This is a genomic window from Thalassolituus marinus, from assembly GCF_020320395.1.
Lineage (GTDB): Bacteria > Pseudomonadota > Gammaproteobacteria > Pseudomonadales > Oceanobacteraceae > Venatoribacter > Venatoribacter marinus.
The window spans coordinates 35,539-50,544 of record NZ_JAEDAH010000088.1; the positions used below are offsets into that span (position 1 = coordinate 35,539).

Consider the following 15,006-nt stretch of genomic DNA (forward strand, 5'->3'; position numbering starts at 1 on the left):
GATATTGACCGAGGAAAGACAGATGTCGGACGAGCAAAAAGTACAGGAAGAGCTGCACGAGCAGGTAGAAGCGGAAACTGAAGCAAGTGCTGAGGCCGAAGCTGCTGATTCCGGCGACGCGCAGGGTGATGCACTGGCTGCCGCGACTCAGGAAATTGCAGACCTGAAAGAACAGATGCTGCGCCTGCAGGCAGAAATGCAGAACGTTCGCCGCCGCGCGGAAGCAGACGTCGAGAAGGCCCATAAGTTTGGTGTTGAGAAATTCGCCAACGAAATGGTGGGTACAGTGGATAACCTGGAGCGTGCTCTGGCGGCTTTTACTGCCGGAGACGAAGCAACTCAGGCGATTCGCGAAGGTGTCGAAATGACACTGTCAGGCCTGTTGTCAGGTCTGGCGAAATTTAAGGTAGAAGTGGTCGATCCGGTTAGTCAGCCGTTCGATCCGGAACTGCATCAGGCAATGTCGATGGTGGAAAACGGCGATGTAGCGCCGAACACTGTCATTGCTGTCATGCAGAAAGGTTACACCCTGCAGGGTCGTTTGTTGCGCCCGGCAATGGTGATGGTGAGTAAAGGCGCACCTACGATCAACGAAAACGCCTGAATTAAATTGCATCCGGGCCTTGAAAGCTGTTTCCCCGGACTTATATAGAAAGCAACACAAATACAACGGTTTTAATGTTCACGCAGTTGTACTGCAAACATGAGGATTCAAGACATGGGTAAGATTATTGGTATCGACCTGGGCACAACTAACTCCTGTGTAGCCATCATGGATGGCGAGAAGACCCGGGTTATCGAAAACTCTGAAGGTGATCGTACTACCCCGTCCATCATCGCATACACCGACGACGAAGTGCTGGTAGGTCAGTCTGCAAAACGTCAGGCAGTGACTAACCCGAACAACACTCTGTTCGCCGTTAAGCGTCTGATTGGTCGTCGCTTTAAAGACGACGTGGTTCAGAAAGACATCTCTATGGTGCCTTACAAAATCGTAGCGGCCGACAACGGTGACGCATGGGTTGAAGCGAAAGGCAACAAAATGGCACCACCACAGGTGTCTGCAGAAGTTCTGAAGAAAATGAAGAAAACTGCAGAAGATTACCTGGGTGAAGCGGTCACTGAAGCGGTAATTACTGTACCTGCTTACTTCAACGATGCGCAGCGTCAGGCGACCAAAGATGCCGGTAAGATCGCGGGTCTGGAAGTAAAACGTATCATTAACGAACCAACCGCAGCGGCTCTGGCCTACGGTATGGATAAAGAATCCGGCGACCGTACCATCGCGGTATACGACCTGGGTGGTGGTACGTTCGATATCTCCATCATCGAAGTAGCTGACGTTGACGGTGAGAAGCAATTCGAAGTACTGGCTACCAACGGTGACACCTTCCTGGGTGGTGAAGACTTTGACCTGCGTCTGATCGAGTATCTGGCAGCAGAATTCAAGAAAGAAAGCGGTATCGACCTGCATAACGATCCGCTGGCTCTGCAGCGTCTGAAAGAAGCGGCAGAAAAAGCCAAGGTTGAGCTGTCTTCTTCACAGCAGACTGACGTTAACCTGCCGTACATTACTGCAGATGCAACTGGTCCTAAGCACCTGAACGTTAAAGTGACCCGCGCTAAGCTGGAGTCTCTGGTGGAAGAACTGGTACAGCGTTCTCTGGAGCCATGCCGCATCGCACTGAAAGATGCTGGCCTGAGCGCTGGTGAAATTGACGAAGTAATTCTGGTAGGCGGTCAGACCCGTATGCCAATGGTGCAGAAAGAAGTTGCTGACTTCTTCGGTAAAGAGCCACGTAAAGACGTTAACCCGGATGAAGCTGTAGCGGTTGGTGCTGCGGTACAGGGCGCGGTTCTGTCTGGCGACGTGAAAGACGTACTGCTGCTGGACGTTACCCCGCTGACTCTGGGTATCGAAACCATGGGTGGCGTTGCTACTGCGGTTATTGAGAAAAACACCACGATTCCTACCAAGAAATCTCAGGTGTTCTCTACAGCTGATGACAACCAGACTGCAGTAACCATTCACGTGGTTCAGGGTGAACGTAAGCAGGCTGCGCAGAATAAATCTCTGGGTCGTTTTGACCTGGCCGATATTCCGCCAGCTCCACGTGGTATGCCACAGATCGAAGTAACCTTCGATATCGATGCTAACGGTATTCTGAACGTAAGCGCGAAAGACAAGGCAACCGGTAAAGAGCAGTCCATCGTTATTAAGGCTTCTTCTGGTCTGAGCGATGAAGAGATCGAGAAAATGGTTAACGATGCGGAAGCTAACGCAGAAGCTGACCGTCAGTTCGAAGAGCTGGTACAGGCGCGTAACACCGCTGATGGCCTGGTTCACGCAACCAAGAAGACTCTGGAAGATGCCAAAGACAAGGTAACTGACGAAGAGAAAACCGCTATCGAAGCAGCGATTGCTGACCTCGAAGTGGCTCTGAAAGGTACTGACAAAGAAGAGATCGAAGCGAAAACCAACGCTCTGACTGAAGCGTCCAGCTCTCTGGCTCAGCGTCTGTATGCTGAACAGGCGCAGGCTCAGCAGGCTGGTGCCGAAGGTGCTGAACAGGCAGCTGGCGGTCAGGATGATGACGTTGTAGATGCTGAGTTCGAAGAAGTAAAAGACAAGTAATTGCGTCGGACGTCAGACGTCGGACGTCAGACCCATTGTCTGATGTACAGATAAGCGCGGCCTGGGTCGCGCTTATCTGTTTAGAAAATGACTACGTGAATGAACGCAAAAGCCTATGTCTAAACGAGATTATTACGAAGTCCTCGGTGTCAGCCGTGACGTTGAGCAGAAAGACCTGAAAAAGGCCTATCGCAAGCTGGCGATGAAATATCACCCGGATCGCAACCCGGATGATAAAGATGCTGATGCCAAGTTTAAGGAAGCGACCGAAGCCTACGAAGTACTGGGTGATGAGCAGAAGCGTGCAGCCTACGATCAGTACGGTCATGCCGGCGTAGACGGTCAGGCCGGTGGTTTTGGCGGTGGCGGTGGCGCTAACTTCAGCGATATTTTCGGCGATGTATTCGGCGATATTTTTGGCGGCGGTGGTGGTCGTGGCGGTTCCCGTGGTGGCCCGCAACGCGGTTCCGATCTGCGTTACACGCTGGAATTGTCGCTGGAAGAAGCGGTGCGCGGTGTTGAGAAGAAAATCCGTATTCCAACACTGGTGTCGTGTGAGACCTGTGATGGCTCTGGTGCCAAGCCCGGAACGACGCCTAAAACCTGTACGACCTGTCATGGCCAGGGCCAGATCCGTATGCAACAGGGTTTCTTCTCTGTGCAGCAGACCTGTCCGAGCTGTCGTGGTCAGGGCACGATCATTGAAGATCCGTGTAACAGCTGTCATGGCCGTGGCGTAAAAGAAGAAACGAAAACTCTGTCGGTGAAAATTCCGGCGGGTGTTGATACCGGTGACCGCATCCGCCTGGCGGGTGAGGGTGAAGCGGGATCCATGGGTGGCCCAGCCGGTGATCTGTACGTTCAGGTCAGTGTGCGTGAGCACAACCTGTTCCATCGTGACGGTCGTAACCTCTACTGCGACGTGCCAATCAGTATTGTTGATGCGGCGTTGGGCGGAGAGCTGGAAGTACCGACACTGGATGGTCGGGTGAAACTGAAGATTCCGGCAGAAACCCAGAGCGGTAAGCTGTTCCGTCTGCGTGGTAAAGGGGTAACCCCGGTACGTGGTGGTCCGGCTGGTGATCTGCTTTGCCGCGTGCAGGTAGAAACACCTGTTAACCTGACCAGCGAACAGAAAGAGCTGCTGATGCAGTTCCAGGCTTCACTGACTGGTGAAAAACATTCGCCACAGAAGAAGAGCTGGTTCGAAGGTGTTAAGAAGTTCTTCGAAGATATGTAATTCCTCTTTGGGGTAATTACTAAACGAGCCGGCCCGGATGAAAATCCCGGCCGGCTTTGTTTTCCTATCGGCGGTGTAATTGGGTATCCTAGGCGCCGTTTTTGATTTTATCTGGACAGATTCATGACTCGTATTGCAATTACTGGTGCTGCAGGCCGTATGGGCCGCGTCCTGATTGAAGCTGTATGTGCAGCAGAAAAAGCTGAACTCGGTGCTGCTGTGGTGCTGGCTGATGACCCGATGGCGGGTGTCGATGCCGGCGCTATCGCAGGTATGGGGAAGGCGCTGAATGTCGCTGCAACCACCAGTCTGGCTGATGTAGTGGATCAGTTCGATGTACTGATTGATTTCACTGCTCCGGCCGCGACCATGGCCAACATCGAACTGTGCCGCGCTAATGGCAAGAGCATTGTTATTGGCACTACGGGTCTGACCGATGAGCAGAAAGACGAGATGAAAGTCGCTGCTGGCGATATGGGTATCGTGTTCGCGCCTAACTATTCTGTCGGTGTGAATCTGTGTCTGAACCTGCTGCGTATGGCGGCCTCGGTGATGGGTGAAGACAGTGATATTGAAGTGGTTGAAATGCACCATCGTCACAAAGTCGATGCGCCATCCGGCACTGCGCTGCGTATGGGTGAAGTCGTTGCTGAAACACTGGGCTGGGACCTGAAGGAAGTGGCAGTGTACGGCCGTGAAGGCTACACAGGTGCGCGTCCGCAGAAGCAGATTGGTTTCGAAACCATTCGTGGTGGTGATGTTGTTGGCGATCACACGGTCATGTTTGCCACCGAAGGCGAGCGTGTTGAGGTCACTCATAAGGCACAGAGCCGTATGACATTTGCCAAAGGTGCTGTGCGCGCGGCGCTGTGGGTGTACGAGCAGCCAAACGGTCTGTACGACATGCAGGACGTACTCGGCTTCTGAGTTCGTTGCTGACTACAAAAAAGCCGCTCAATGAGCGGCTTTTTTGTGGCTGCTGTCAGGCTTTGACGCCCAGCATATGGTGCAGGCCGCGTTCGACCATTTTCTCCATGCCGCGCGGTTTGCCGGCGGGGTCAAAGATCATGGATACCAGCATCTGGGCGTTACCCAGAGCCCAGCGAGCGCGTTCACGCGGTGCCAGTCCCTGCTCCAGAACGCCGGTCTTGATGCCTTTATCGATCTGCTTGGTGATGATATCCAGCAGCTTGTTCTGGAAATCAATGTAGCTCGGCCAGGTCTCGTCACGCACTGAGGCGCTCCATTCCAGCCAGACTTTAATGTAGTTCGGGTTGTCTTCACAGGCCTGCATAAAGGCTTTCATGTGAGTGAAGATAGCTTCCATCGGATTATCTACTTCGGCGTACACCGACTCTGCCAGGCTCAGCAGATAGCTTTCCACTTCGCTCAGCACGGCTTCTACCAGGGCTTCACGGGTTTTGAAGTAGTTAAATACAGTGGCGACGGAGACACCGCCAATTTCAGCAATCTCAGTGTGACCGCCACGACCAATGCCCCGGTTGGCAAAAACTTCTACCGCCTTGGTGAGTAACAGGCGTTTCCGTTCTTCCGGTTGCAGGCGACGACGACCATCTACGGCTACAGGCATGAGCAAACCTCTCTGGCTCTTTTCTTTCTTATTCCGATCTGTTGCTTTTCAGCACCCACCGCAGGGTGAAAATGACAGCTCTCTCTGAGAATAATGTGCACTACAAACGGGCTTGTTAGTAGATTACCTTCTCAGTAAGACATGAAAAGCTGCAATGGCGGCTGAGTGAAGTGATATTAAGTGTTATTTTGTATGTAACCAAGCGTAACAGACTGTAAAGAGTCGGGTTTGGCCTCAAAGTGTGAGTTATTCCTGACTTTTTCTGGTGGTGGAGGCGAGCTGGGCATAAAGGAACAATCTGGCGGTAAGTTCAATGGACATAAGACCCTGTTTTCAGTATCATTTAGGGTTAGTTTAAGTACGCACCGGAGCGGCCTTTTTTTGCCGCCGGAATCAGCACGAAATGAAGCGGGATGGAGTCTCTTAGTCGCCATTCCGCTTTTTTACGACTGCAGAGTCCCTTCTTACCGGTGCCGAACTCGCAGTTTGTTCTTTGTTCGGGGATATAGCTTTGTCTACGCCAGCCATTCTAGCGCTTGAGGACGGCAGCATCTTCAAAGGTACCAGTATTGGTGCTGAAGGTCTGTCCGTAGGAGAGGTCGTGTTTAACACCTCTATGACCGGTTACCAGGAGATCCTGACCGATCCATCCTATGCCAACCAGATTGTTACCTTAACCTATCCACATATTGGTAACTACGGTACCAACAGCGAAGATGAAGAGTCTGATGGCATTCATGCCAAAGGCCTGATCATTCGCGACCTGCCACTGGTTGCTTCCAACTTCCGCAGCGAACAGGCTCTCGATGCCTACCTGCAACAGCGCAATATTCTGGGTATTGCCGATATTGATACCCGTCGCCTGACCCGCATTCTGCGTGAGAAAGGCTCTCTGAATGGTTGTCTGATCGCCGCCGCTGATGCGCACTCTGAAGAGAGCGTGGCTAAGGCCATCGCTGAAGCCAAGAGTTTCCCTGGTCTGAAGGGCATGGATCTGGCGAAAGAAGTGACTGTCAAAGAATCCTACAAATGGACTGAGTCTGACTGGGTTCTGGGTCAGGGTTACGGTCAGCTGACTGACGCGAAATTCAAAGTCGTTGCTTATGACTTCGGTGTAAAACGTAATATTCTGCGCCTGCTGGCTGAGCGTGGTTGTGATCTGACGGTTGTGCCTGCACAGACACCGGCAGCCGACGTTCTGGCAATGAATCCCGATGGTGTGTTCCTGTCTAACGGCCCTGGCGACCCGGAGCCATGTGGTTACGCCATTAAGGCTATCCAGGAAGTTCTGGAAACCAATATCCCTGTGTTTGGTATCTGCCTGGGTCACCAGCTGCTGGCGCTGGCTTCCGGTGCAAAAACTGTGAAGATGCCACATGGTCACCACGGTGGTAACCACCCGGTACAGGATCTGGAAAGCGGTAAGGTAATGATTACTTCTCAGAACCACGGTTTCGCGGTTGATGAAGCAACGCTGCCAGCCACTCTGAAAGCTACCCACAAGTCACTGTTCGACGGCACTCTGCAGGGTATCGCACGTACTGATAAGCCAGCGTTCAGCTTCCAGGGTCACCCTGAAGCCAGCCCGGGCCCGAAAGACGTAGCCCCACTGTTCGACCGTTTTATTGATCTGATGACAGCCGCCAAAGCTGGCCAATAACAGGACTGACTGAGTTATGCCAAAACGTACTGACATACAAAGTATTTTGATTATCGGCGCTGGCCCGATTGTTATCGGTCAGGCCTGTGAGTTTGACTACTCCGGTGCCCAGGCTTGTAAAGCCCTGCGTGAAGAAGGCTTCCGTGTAATTCTGGTGAACTCTAACCCAGCCACCATTATGACTGACCCATCCATGGCCGATGCCACTTACATCGAGCCAATCACAGTGGAAGCGGTTGCCAAAATCATCGAAAAAGAACGCCCTGATGCGCTGCTGCCTACCATGGGTGGCCAGACTGCACTGAACTGTGCGCTGGGTCTGGAATCCGCTGGCGTACTGAAAGAGTTCGGCGTTGAGATGATCGGTGCTAATGCCGACACTATCGACAAGGCAGAAGACCGTGATCGCTTTGACAAAGCCATGAAAGCGATTGGTCTGGAATGTCCTCGTGCTGGTATCGCGCACAGCATGGAAGAAGCTCGTGAAGTTCAGAAAACTCTGGGTTTCCCTTGCATCATCCGTCCATCCTTCACCATGGGTGGTTCCGGTGGCGGTATTGCTTACAACAAAGAAGAGTTTGAAGAAATCTGTACTCGTGGTCTGGACCTGTCTCCAACCAATGAACTGCTGATCGACGAATCCCTGATCGGTTGGAAAGAGTACGAGATGGAAGTTGTGCGTGATAAGAACGACAACTGCATCATCATCTGTTCTATCGAAAACTTCGATCCGATGGGTGTCCACACTGGTGACTCCATCACTGTGGCGCCTGCTCAGACTCTGACTGACAAAGAATATCAGATCATGCGTGACGCCTCTCTGGCGGTACTGCGTGAAATCGGCGTAGAAACCGGTGGTTCTAACGTGCAGTTCGGTATCTGCCCGAACACTGGCCGTATGGTCGTGATCGAGATGAACCCACGTGTATCCCGTTCTTCTGCACTGGCATCCAAAGCAACCGGTTTCCCGATTGCGAAAGTAGCGGCCAAGCTGGCAGTGGGTTACACCCTGGATGAACTGCAGAATGACATTACTGGCGGTGCAACCCCGGCGTCGTTCGAACCGTCCATCGATTACGTTGTGACCAAGATTCCTCGTTTCACCTTCGAAAAATTCCCACAGGCTGATGGTCGTCTGACCACTCAGATGAAATCTGTTGGTGAGGTGATGGCGATTGGCCGTACTCAGCAGGAATCCCTGCAGAAAGCTCTGCGTGGTCTGGAAGTTGGTGCGACTGGCTTCGACCCTAAAGTGGATCCGGCTGACGCAACGGCTCGTGACACTGTGATTGCACAGCTGGTAACGCCACAAGCTGAACGTATCTGGTACGTTGCCGATGCTTTCCGTCTGGGTATGACCGTTGAAGATGTATTCAACTACACCAAGATTGACCGCTGGTTCCTGGTGCAGATCGAAGATCTGGTGAAAGACGAGCAGCGCGTTGCTGAGCTGAGCCTGGCAGCGATGGACTACGATACCGTCTTCCGTCTGAAGCGTAAGGGTTTCTCTGACGCGCGCCTGTCTGAACTGCTGGGTATCACTGAGAAGTCATTCCGTAAGCACCGTCAGAAGCTGGGCGTGCGTCCGGTTTACAAACGTGTGGATACCTGTGCGGCTGAATTTGCCACCGATACCGCTTACATGTACTCAACCTATGAGGAAGAGTGTGAAGCGAATCCAAGCGATCGTGAAAAAATCATCGTTCTGGGTGGTGGTCCTAACCGTATTGGTCAGGGTATCGAGTTCGACTACTGCTGTGTACACGCAGCACTGGCGGCGAAGGAAGAAGGTTACGAAGCCATCATGGTTAACTGTAACCCGGAAACCGTATCCACCGACTATGACACCTCCGATCGTCTGTACTTCGAGCCAGTAACCCTGGAAGACGTGCTGGAAATCGTCGACAAAGAGCAGCCAAAAGGTGTGATCGTACAGTACGGTGGCCAGACGCCACTGAAACTGGCCGACGAACTGGAATCTGCCGGTGTGCCTATCATTGGTACCTCTCCGGAAGCGATTGACCGTGCGGAAGACCGTGAGCGCTTCCAGCAGATGATTCAGCGTCTGGGCCTGAAGCAGCCTCAGAATGCGACCGTAACTTCCGCTGAGGAAGCGGTGGTGAAAGCAGCTGAAATCGGTTACCCGCTGGTTGTGCGTCCTTCCTACGTACTGGGTGGCCGTGCGATGGAAATTGTTAACGATGAGACTGCACTGCGTCGTTACATGACCGAAGCCGTTAAGGTATCCAACGATTCTCCGGTTCTGCTGGATTACTTCCTCGATCGCGCAGTAGAAGTCGATATCGACGCTATCTGTGATGGCGAGCAGGTTGTGATCGGCGGCATCATGCAGCACATCGAACAGGCGGGTATCCACTCCGGTGACTCCGCATGCTCTCTGCCACCATACAGCCTGCCGAAAGACGTGCAGGATCAGATGCGTGAGCAGGTTGCAGCCATGGCAAAAGAACTGGGTGTTGTCGGTCTGATGAATACCCAGCTGGCCTGGCAGGATGGTGAAATCTACGTGATTGAGGTTAACCCTCGTGCATCCCGTACTGTACCGTTCGTGTCCAAGTGTATCGGTACCTCTCTGGCGGCGATTGCAGCCAAGGTGATGACCGGTAAGACTCTGGCTGAACTGGGCTTTACCAGTGAAGTCATTCCATCTTACTACTCGGTGAAAGAAGCGGTATTCCCGTTCAATAAATTCCCGACTGTGGATCCGATTCTGGGCCCTGAAATGAAATCCACCGGTGAGGTGATGGGCGCAGGTGCAACCTTTGGTGAGGCTTTCTTCAAAGCTCAGCTGGGTGCCGGTGCGGGTCTGCCAACCAGCGGTACTGCCTTCGTCTCTGTGCGTGACGCTGACAAGCAGGGCGTAGTGGCTATGGCTAAGGGTCTGATCGAATGTGGTTTCAGCCTGGTGTCTACCGCAGGTACCTGTAAGGTGCTGCAGGAAGCAGGCGTTGCTGTTGAGCGTGTGAATAAAGTGACTGAAGGTCGTCCTCACATCGTCGACATGATTAAAAACGATGAGATCTCTCTGATCGTTAACACGACAGAAGGTCCACAGGCGATTTCTGATTCAGCGGATATTCGTCGCAGCGCGCTGCAGCACAAGGTTTACTACACCACCACGCTGGCGGGTGCAGAAGCTGTTGTTGAAGCACTGCGTTCAGAAGGTCTGAAAGAAGTTCGTCGTCTGCAGGAATTACACGCGACTGTATAAGTCGCGTGTTAATTAACAGGAGAGTGAAATGCAGAAGTTTCCAATGACAGTTGAAGGTGAAAAAGCTCTGCGAGACGAGCTGCTGCACCTGAAAACTGTTGAGCGTCCCACTGTGATTGCTTCAATTGCAGAGGCCCGTGAACACGGTGACCTGAAAGAAAATGCTGAATATCACGCTGCGCGTGAACAGCAGGGTTTTATTGAAGGCCGTATTCAGGAAATTGAAGGCAAGCTGTCTAACGCTCAGGTTATCGATATCAAAGCTATTCCTCATACGGGGAAAGTGATTTTCGGTACCACTGTAACCATCATCAATCTTGATACGGACGAAAGCGTTACGTACAAAGTTGTGGGTGATGATGAAGCGGATATTAAAAACAATCGTATCTCTGTGTCTTCACCAATTGCGCGTGCGCTGATTGGTAAAGAAGAGGGTGATGTGGTTGCTGTTAAGGTTCCGAGTGGCGTTGTTGAATACGAAATTGATGAGGTTCAGCACCTCTGATCTTAAGTATCAGCCATAAAAAAACCGCGCTTTGCGCGGTTTTTTTATGGCCGTTGTTTAGTGTTTAAGGACACGGAATCAGCGGCAGGTCGTCAAAATCGAAATCATCGCTGTCGTCATCCTGTTCAATCGCCTTGAGCATGGCCTGCAGTTTGCGTTGAGCTTCGCGACGCTTAAGGGCTTTATTCCAGCGACGAATCTGATCTTCGTCACGCAGTTCCAGCTTCGGTACTTTTACTGGTCGGCCTTCATCACCCATCGCCACCATAGTGAAGTAACAGGAGTGAGTATGGCGTACGGTTTTATTCTTGATGTTTTCAGCAACGACCTTGATGCCAATTTCCATCGAGGTGTTGCCGGTAAAGTTAACCGTCGCCAGAAAGCTGATCAGCTCTCCGATATAAATAGGCTCTTTGAAAAGTACGTTGTCCACAGACAGGGTTACGGCGTAAAAACCGCTGTAGCGCATTGCGCAGGTGTAGGCGACCTTATCGAGCAGTTTCAGTAACTCGCCGCCGTGCATCTTCCCTGAAAAATTGGCCATATCCGGAGTGACCAGTTCAGTCATCTCGGTTTGAATACTTTGCATTGCGCTTTTACCTCTGAACCAGAATCGGGTTTTGCCCGTGTATCGGCTGGTTGGGAATGTCATTTCCGGGCCGGGTGATGGCCTGGGGTATGAGGGCTAACAGGGGCGTATTCTAACGGATTATTGATGACTTAAAATGAAAAAAAGAAGCACCATCGTGGTGCTTCTTTGCATGAAACAGGACAAATATGACGATACTGTCCGATATTTGATCAGAAGTCTTCGGTTGAGGTGAACAGACCAACGCGCAGGTCATTTGCCCAATAAATTTCTTTGCCGTCCACTTCCATAACGGCATCGGCGATGCCCATTACCAGCTTCTGTTCCATTACGCGTTTAATGCTGATGCGGTAAGTAACCGTTTTCGCTGTTGGCAGTACCTGGCCACGGAATTTCACTTCGCCGCTGCCCAGTGCACGGCCGCGTCCTGGGTTGCCACGCCAGCCGAGGTAGAAACCAACCAGCTGCCACATGGCATCCAGACCCAGACAGCCAGGCATTACCGGGTCGCTTTCAAAGTGACAGGCGAAGAACCACAGGTCCGGGTTGATATCGAGCTCTGCAACGATTTCGCCTTTGCCGTACTTACCACCTTCATCTGCGATGAGGGTAATACGATCCATCATCAGCATGTTAGGCAGTGGCAGACGGGCGTTGCCTTCGCCAAATAATTCGCCACGGCCACAGGCCAGTAATTCTTCGCGGGTGTAACTGCTTTGGCGGGTCATGCGATCCTCTGTCTTTTTATCTGTCAGTAGTGAGTATGCCTGCACAGTGACATATTTGCACTGGGTTGGCTAATGAAGGTTTTTTGAACTGGGGGAACAAATGGGTGCCGCAGAAGCCGGCACCCACAGGCAATCAGACTTTCTCGACCAGCAGGCTGCCGATGGAGTAACCCGCACCAAAGGAGCAGATAATGCCCCGGTCGCCGGACTGGAAGTCATCCTGATAGCGGTGGAATGCAATCACAGAGCCAGAGGAGGCTGTGTTGGCAAATTCGTCCAGAACAACCGGAGCTTCCAGAGCTTCCGGTAAGCGGCCGAGCAGTTTTTTCACGGCAAACATGTTCATGTTAACGTTTGCCTGGTGCAGCCACATACGTTTCAGGGCCGCAGCATCCTGATGTGTTTCGCTCAGTTGCTGCTCGAGGAAATTGGTCACCAGTGGCAGCAGTTCCTTGAATACTTTACGGCCGCGCTGTTTAAACGCGTAACGGTCTTCCGGCACGTTGTCAAAGCAGTAATCAGCGTAAGACTGATCGGTACGAATGTTGTCGGAGTACTGAGTGAACTGTTTGGTGTTCAGAATGCGGAATGCATGCTCTGGCTTTGCTGTTTCTTCCGGCTCCAGAATCGCCGCTGTGGCCACATCACCAAAAATGAAGTGGCTGTCGCGATCCTTGAAGTTCAGACCCGGTGTGGTGAACTCAGGGTTAACGAATAACACACATTTTGCTGTGCCAGCTTTCAGTGCTGTATAGGCGTTGATCAGGCCAAAGGTCGCGGATGAGCAGGCGATGCCCATGTCGTAAGCAAAACCGTTGATGCCCAGTTCACGCTGAATCTCAACCGACATGCCAGGGTAGTCACGCTGACGGAAGGTGCTGGAGACAATGACCATGTCGATGTCATCCGCTGTTTTTCCTGCCTGTTCCATTGCTTTACGTGCGGCTGCAACACCCATGGTTACCATTTCCGGAGTCGAGCCTTCCTGGGTCATCGGAAATACAGGGTGCATGATGTCAGGGTTTACCAGACCGTCTTTGTACATGACGTAACGTGCTTTGATGCCAGACGCTTTCTCGATGAACTCAGGGCTGGAATGCGTCAGTGCTTCGACTTCGCCCGCTTCGATAGCTGCTGCATTCTTTTCATTGAAGTTATCAACATACTGGTTAAACGCTGCGACCAGTTCCTCGTTGGTAATAACATGAGGAGGAATAAAAAGGCCGGTACCTGAGATAACAATGTTGGACATGAATGATAAAACCTTTGTCGTGACTGGCATGGTGCAGAAGTCGCCGCTTCAGCACTCGATTCTGTTTTCCTCATTATTACCGGAAACGGGTCTTCCTGTCAGCCAACCTTGGTGTAAGCTGAAACCGTTCTGCGGAGAGTGAAAGCATGATTCGTCAGTATCTGATACTGCTGCGCACATTCTGGCTGGGTGGCTTGTGGAGTGCAGCCTACCTGGTGCGGCCCCTGCTTGAGCACCGGGGATTCTTTCCTCAACACGGGCTGGAGGTCATGCATGCTGTGGTGGGGATTGGTGCCGTATGCGGAATTCTGATTTTCCTGCTGGCACGTATGTCGGGGCCGTTGCTCTGGTCTGAGTCGCCGCTGCAGCTACTACTGGTTATGGTGCTGCTGTCGTTTTGCTATTTCGGGCTGCTGCCCTGGTGGAAGTTACAGATGATCGTGGTGCACGCGATGTCTGTACTGGGCGTCATCTGGCTGTGGAAGGCGCCGGCGCTGGTTGTGCGAAAGGACAGGTACCGGGCATAGCCGATACCTGAGGGGCTTAGCGCTGCAGGTTAGACAGGTTAGCCTTGGCTTTCGGGTTCTTACGCAGCAGCAGGGCGGTATTGCCAATTTGCTGTGGCATCTCAGCACCAGTGATACGCAGAATTTCAGCAATCACAGCCTTCTTAACCTCACGGTCGCCCACTGAGATCTTAATTTTGATCAGCTCGTGGTCATCGAGTGCGCGGTTCAGTTCATCAATAACGCCTTCACTCAGGCCGTTACCTGCAACGGTCACGATCGGGTTCAGGGTATGACCAATGGCCCGGTAGGCCTTTTTCTGTTCGTTTGTCAGCGCCATATTGGTTCGGTAGCTCGTATATTCAGTGATAGAATGGGTCTTTCTGCCGGTTTTGCAGTGACCTTTCCGGCATTATACCTCACCCTGAAGCAGGAGCCTGCATGGCGCGTTCAAAAAGCAGCGCAGATTGGTTGCGCGAGCATGTTGACGACATCTATGTCCACAAAGCCCAACAGGATGGCTACCGTACCCGCGCCAGCTATAAGCTGATTGAGCTGGACGAGAAAGATCAGCTGATCAAGCCGGGAATGACCATTATTGATCTTGGTTCCGCACCGGGTGGCTGGTCTCAGGTGGTTGCTCGCAAGCTCGATGGCGGCGGTGTGATTATTGCCTCAGATATTTTGCCTATGGATCCGATAGCTGATGTGAATTTCATTCAGGGCGACTTTACGGAAGAATCAGTATTCGATGAACTCATGGCGGTGGTCGATGGTCGACCAGTAGACCTTGTAATTTCCGATATGGCCCCCAATATGAGTGGAGTAGCCTCAATTGATCAGCCCGGATCCATGTATCTGGTGGAACTGGCGCTGGATATGGCTCGTCAGGTGTTAAAACCTAACGGTCAGTTTGTGGCTAAGGTTTTTCAGGGAGAAGGCTTCGATGAGTACATTCGTGATGTGCGTGAATCCTTCTCTAAGGTATTGATCCGTAAGCCCAAGGCTTCCCGGGCAAGATCGCGGGAAGTGTATGTGGTCGGGAAAGGTTTCCGCGCTTAGCCAATG

The 15,006-nt window shown here is 52.2% G+C and carries 14 protein-coding genes; 9 read left to right on the forward strand and 5 right to left on the reverse strand.

Translation table 11 applies throughout. The features are described from left to right. Nucleotides 1–22: 22 nt before the first annotated feature. The 4 genes from grpE to dapB all read left to right on the forward strand — a co-directional run bounded on the left by grpE (nucleotide 23) and on the right by dapB (nucleotide 4,802). The gene (gene grpE / locus I9W95_RS13195) at nucleotides 23–604 is read left to right on the forward strand and encodes a nucleotide exchange factor GrpE (RefSeq protein WP_225675640.1); all 582 of its coding nucleotides are present in this window, start codon (nucleotides 23–25) and stop codon (nucleotides 602–604) included. A gap of 114 nt (nucleotides 605–718) precedes the next feature. Continuing rightward, nucleotides 719–2,635 (forward strand): molecular chaperone DnaK, encoded by a 1,917-nt coding sequence (gene dnaK, locus I9W95_RS13200; protein ID WP_225675642.1) that lies wholly within the window; start codon nucleotides 719–721, stop codon nucleotides 2,633–2,635. Between the two features lie 115 nt (nucleotides 2,636–2,750). Beyond that, the gene (gene dnaJ, locus I9W95_RS13205; RefSeq protein ID WP_225675644.1) at nucleotides 2,751–3,875 is read left to right on the forward strand and encodes a molecular chaperone DnaJ; all 1,125 of its coding nucleotides are present in this window, start codon (nucleotides 2,751–2,753) and stop codon (nucleotides 3,873–3,875) included. Between the two features lie 123 nt (nucleotides 3,876–3,998). Beyond that, the gene (dapB, locus tag I9W95_RS13210) at nucleotides 3,999–4,802 is read left to right on the forward strand and encodes a 4-hydroxy-tetrahydrodipicolinate reductase (protein WP_225675646.1); all 804 of its coding nucleotides are present in this window, start codon (nucleotides 3,999–4,001) and stop codon (nucleotides 4,800–4,802) included. 55 nt (nucleotides 4,803–4,857) lie between these two features. Here dapB and I9W95_RS13215 read toward each other — a convergent pair whose 3' ends face one another. Continuing rightward, entirely contained in the window at nucleotides 4,858–5,466 is a 609-nt protein-coding gene (locus I9W95_RS13215; protein ID WP_225675648.1) for a TetR/AcrR family transcriptional regulator, read from the reverse strand. 511 nt (nucleotides 5,467–5,977) lie between these two features. On the opposite strand from I9W95_RS13215, the gene carA reads away from it, so the two are divergent. Genes carA through greA form a run of 3 tightly spaced genes read left to right on the forward strand, consistent with a single transcriptional unit; the run spans nucleotide 5,978 to nucleotide 10,863 of the window. Next, nucleotides 5,978–7,126, forward strand: coding sequence for a glutamine-hydrolyzing carbamoyl-phosphate synthase small subunit (carA, locus tag I9W95_RS13220; RefSeq protein WP_225675650.1), 1,149 nt, complete (start codon nucleotides 5,978–5,980; stop codon nucleotides 7,124–7,126). Between the two features lie 16 nt (nucleotides 7,127–7,142). Further along, a complete protein-coding gene (gene carB / locus I9W95_RS13225) occupies nucleotides 7,143–10,358 on the forward strand; it encodes a carbamoyl-phosphate synthase large subunit (RefSeq protein ID WP_225675652.1) in 3,216 nt (1,071 codons plus the stop codon). 28 nt (nucleotides 10,359–10,386) lie between these two features. Beyond that, nucleotides 10,387–10,863, forward strand: a complete 477-nt coding sequence (gene greA, locus I9W95_RS13230; RefSeq protein ID WP_225675655.1) for a transcription elongation factor GreA — start codon at nucleotides 10,387–10,389, stop codon at nucleotides 10,861–10,863. 64 nt (nucleotides 10,864–10,927) lie between these two features. On the opposite strand, the gene I9W95_RS13235 is transcribed toward greA, so the two are convergent. The 3 genes from I9W95_RS13235 to I9W95_RS13245 all read right to left on the reverse strand — a co-directional run bounded on the left by I9W95_RS13235 (nucleotide 10,928) and on the right by I9W95_RS13245 (nucleotide 13,432). Then, nucleotides 10,928–11,452 carry an acyl-CoA thioesterase gene (locus tag I9W95_RS13235; RefSeq protein ID WP_225675657.1) on the reverse strand — a complete coding sequence of 175 codons (525 nt, stop codon included), beginning with the start codon at nucleotides 11,450–11,452 and terminating at the stop codon, nucleotides 10,928–10,930. A 212-nt stretch (nucleotides 11,453–11,664) separates the two neighbouring features. Next, the gene (gene fabA / locus I9W95_RS13240; RefSeq protein ID WP_225675659.1) at nucleotides 11,665–12,180 is read right to left on the reverse strand and encodes a 3-hydroxyacyl-[acyl-carrier-protein] dehydratase FabA; all 516 of its coding nucleotides are present in this window, start codon (nucleotides 12,178–12,180) and stop codon (nucleotides 11,665–11,667) included. A 133-nt stretch (nucleotides 12,181–12,313) separates the two neighbouring features. Continuing rightward, complete coding sequence (locus I9W95_RS13245) at nucleotides 12,314–13,432, reverse strand: beta-ketoacyl-ACP synthase III (RefSeq protein WP_225675661.1); 1,119 nt, start codon at nucleotides 13,430–13,432, stop codon at nucleotides 12,314–12,316. 146 nt (nucleotides 13,433–13,578) lie between these two features. Between I9W95_RS13245 and I9W95_RS13250 the strand changes: the two genes are divergently transcribed. Further along, entirely contained in the window at nucleotides 13,579–13,959 is a 381-nt protein-coding gene (locus I9W95_RS13250) for a hypothetical protein (RefSeq protein WP_225675663.1), read from the forward strand. 16 nt (nucleotides 13,960–13,975) lie between these two features. Here the strand turns inward: I9W95_RS13250 and I9W95_RS13255 are convergent, their stop codons facing one another. After that, nucleotides 13,976–14,278 carry a YhbY family RNA-binding protein gene (locus tag I9W95_RS13255; RefSeq protein WP_225675665.1) on the reverse strand — a complete coding sequence of 101 codons (303 nt, stop codon included), beginning with the start codon at nucleotides 14,276–14,278 and terminating at the stop codon, nucleotides 13,976–13,978. A 101-nt stretch (nucleotides 14,279–14,379) separates the two neighbouring features. Between I9W95_RS13255 and rlmE the strand changes: the two genes are divergently transcribed. Next, entirely contained in the window at nucleotides 14,380–15,000 is a 621-nt protein-coding gene (rlmE, locus tag I9W95_RS13260) for a 23S rRNA (uridine(2552)-2'-O)-methyltransferase RlmE (protein ID WP_225675667.1), read from the forward strand. The last annotated feature ends 6 nt before the right edge of the window (nucleotides 15,001–15,006 follow it).

Excerpts from the sequence above, each read along its gene's own strand:
- grpE (WP_225675640.1), top strand. The coding sequence starts at position 23 with ATGTCGGACGAGCAAAAAGTACAGGAAGAGCTGCACGAGCAGGTAGAA.
- dnaK (WP_225675642.1), top strand. The coding sequence starts at position 719 with ATGGGTAAGATTATTGGTATCGACCTGGGCACAACTAACTCCTGTGTA.
- dnaJ (WP_225675644.1), top strand. The coding sequence starts at position 2,751 with ATGTCTAAACGAGATTATTACGAAGTCCTCGGTGTCAGCCGTGACGTT.
- dapB (WP_225675646.1), top strand. The coding sequence starts at position 3,999 with ATGACTCGTATTGCAATTACTGGTGCTGCAGGCCGTATGGGCCGCGTC.
- I9W95_RS13215 (WP_225675648.1), bottom strand. The coding sequence starts at position 5,466 with ATGCCTGTAGCCGTAGATGGTCGTCGTCGCCTGCAACCGGAAGAACGG.
- carB (WP_225675652.1), top strand. The coding sequence starts at position 7,143 with ATGCCAAAACGTACTGACATACAAAGTATTTTGATTATCGGCGCTGGC.
- greA (WP_225675655.1), top strand. The coding sequence starts at position 10,387 with ATGCAGAAGTTTCCAATGACAGTTGAAGGTGAAAAAGCTCTGCGAGAC.
- I9W95_RS13235 (WP_225675657.1), bottom strand. The coding sequence starts at position 11,452 with ATGCAAAGTATTCAAACCGAGATGACTGAACTGGTCACTCCGGATATG.
- fabA (WP_225675659.1), bottom strand. The coding sequence starts at position 12,180 with ATGACCCGCCAAAGCAGTTACACCCGCGAAGAATTACTGGCCTGTGGC.
- I9W95_RS13245 (WP_225675661.1), bottom strand. The coding sequence starts at position 13,432 with ATGTCCAACATTGTTATCTCAGGTACCGGCCTTTTTATTCCTCCTCAT.
- I9W95_RS13250 (WP_225675663.1), top strand. The coding sequence starts at position 13,579 with ATGATTCGTCAGTATCTGATACTGCTGCGCACATTCTGGCTGGGTGGC.
- I9W95_RS13255 (WP_225675665.1), bottom strand. The coding sequence starts at position 14,278 with ATGGCGCTGACAAACGAACAGAAAAAGGCCTACCGGGCCATTGGTCAT.
- rlmE (WP_225675667.1), top strand. The coding sequence starts at position 14,380 with ATGGCGCGTTCAAAAAGCAGCGCAGATTGGTTGCGCGAGCATGTTGAC.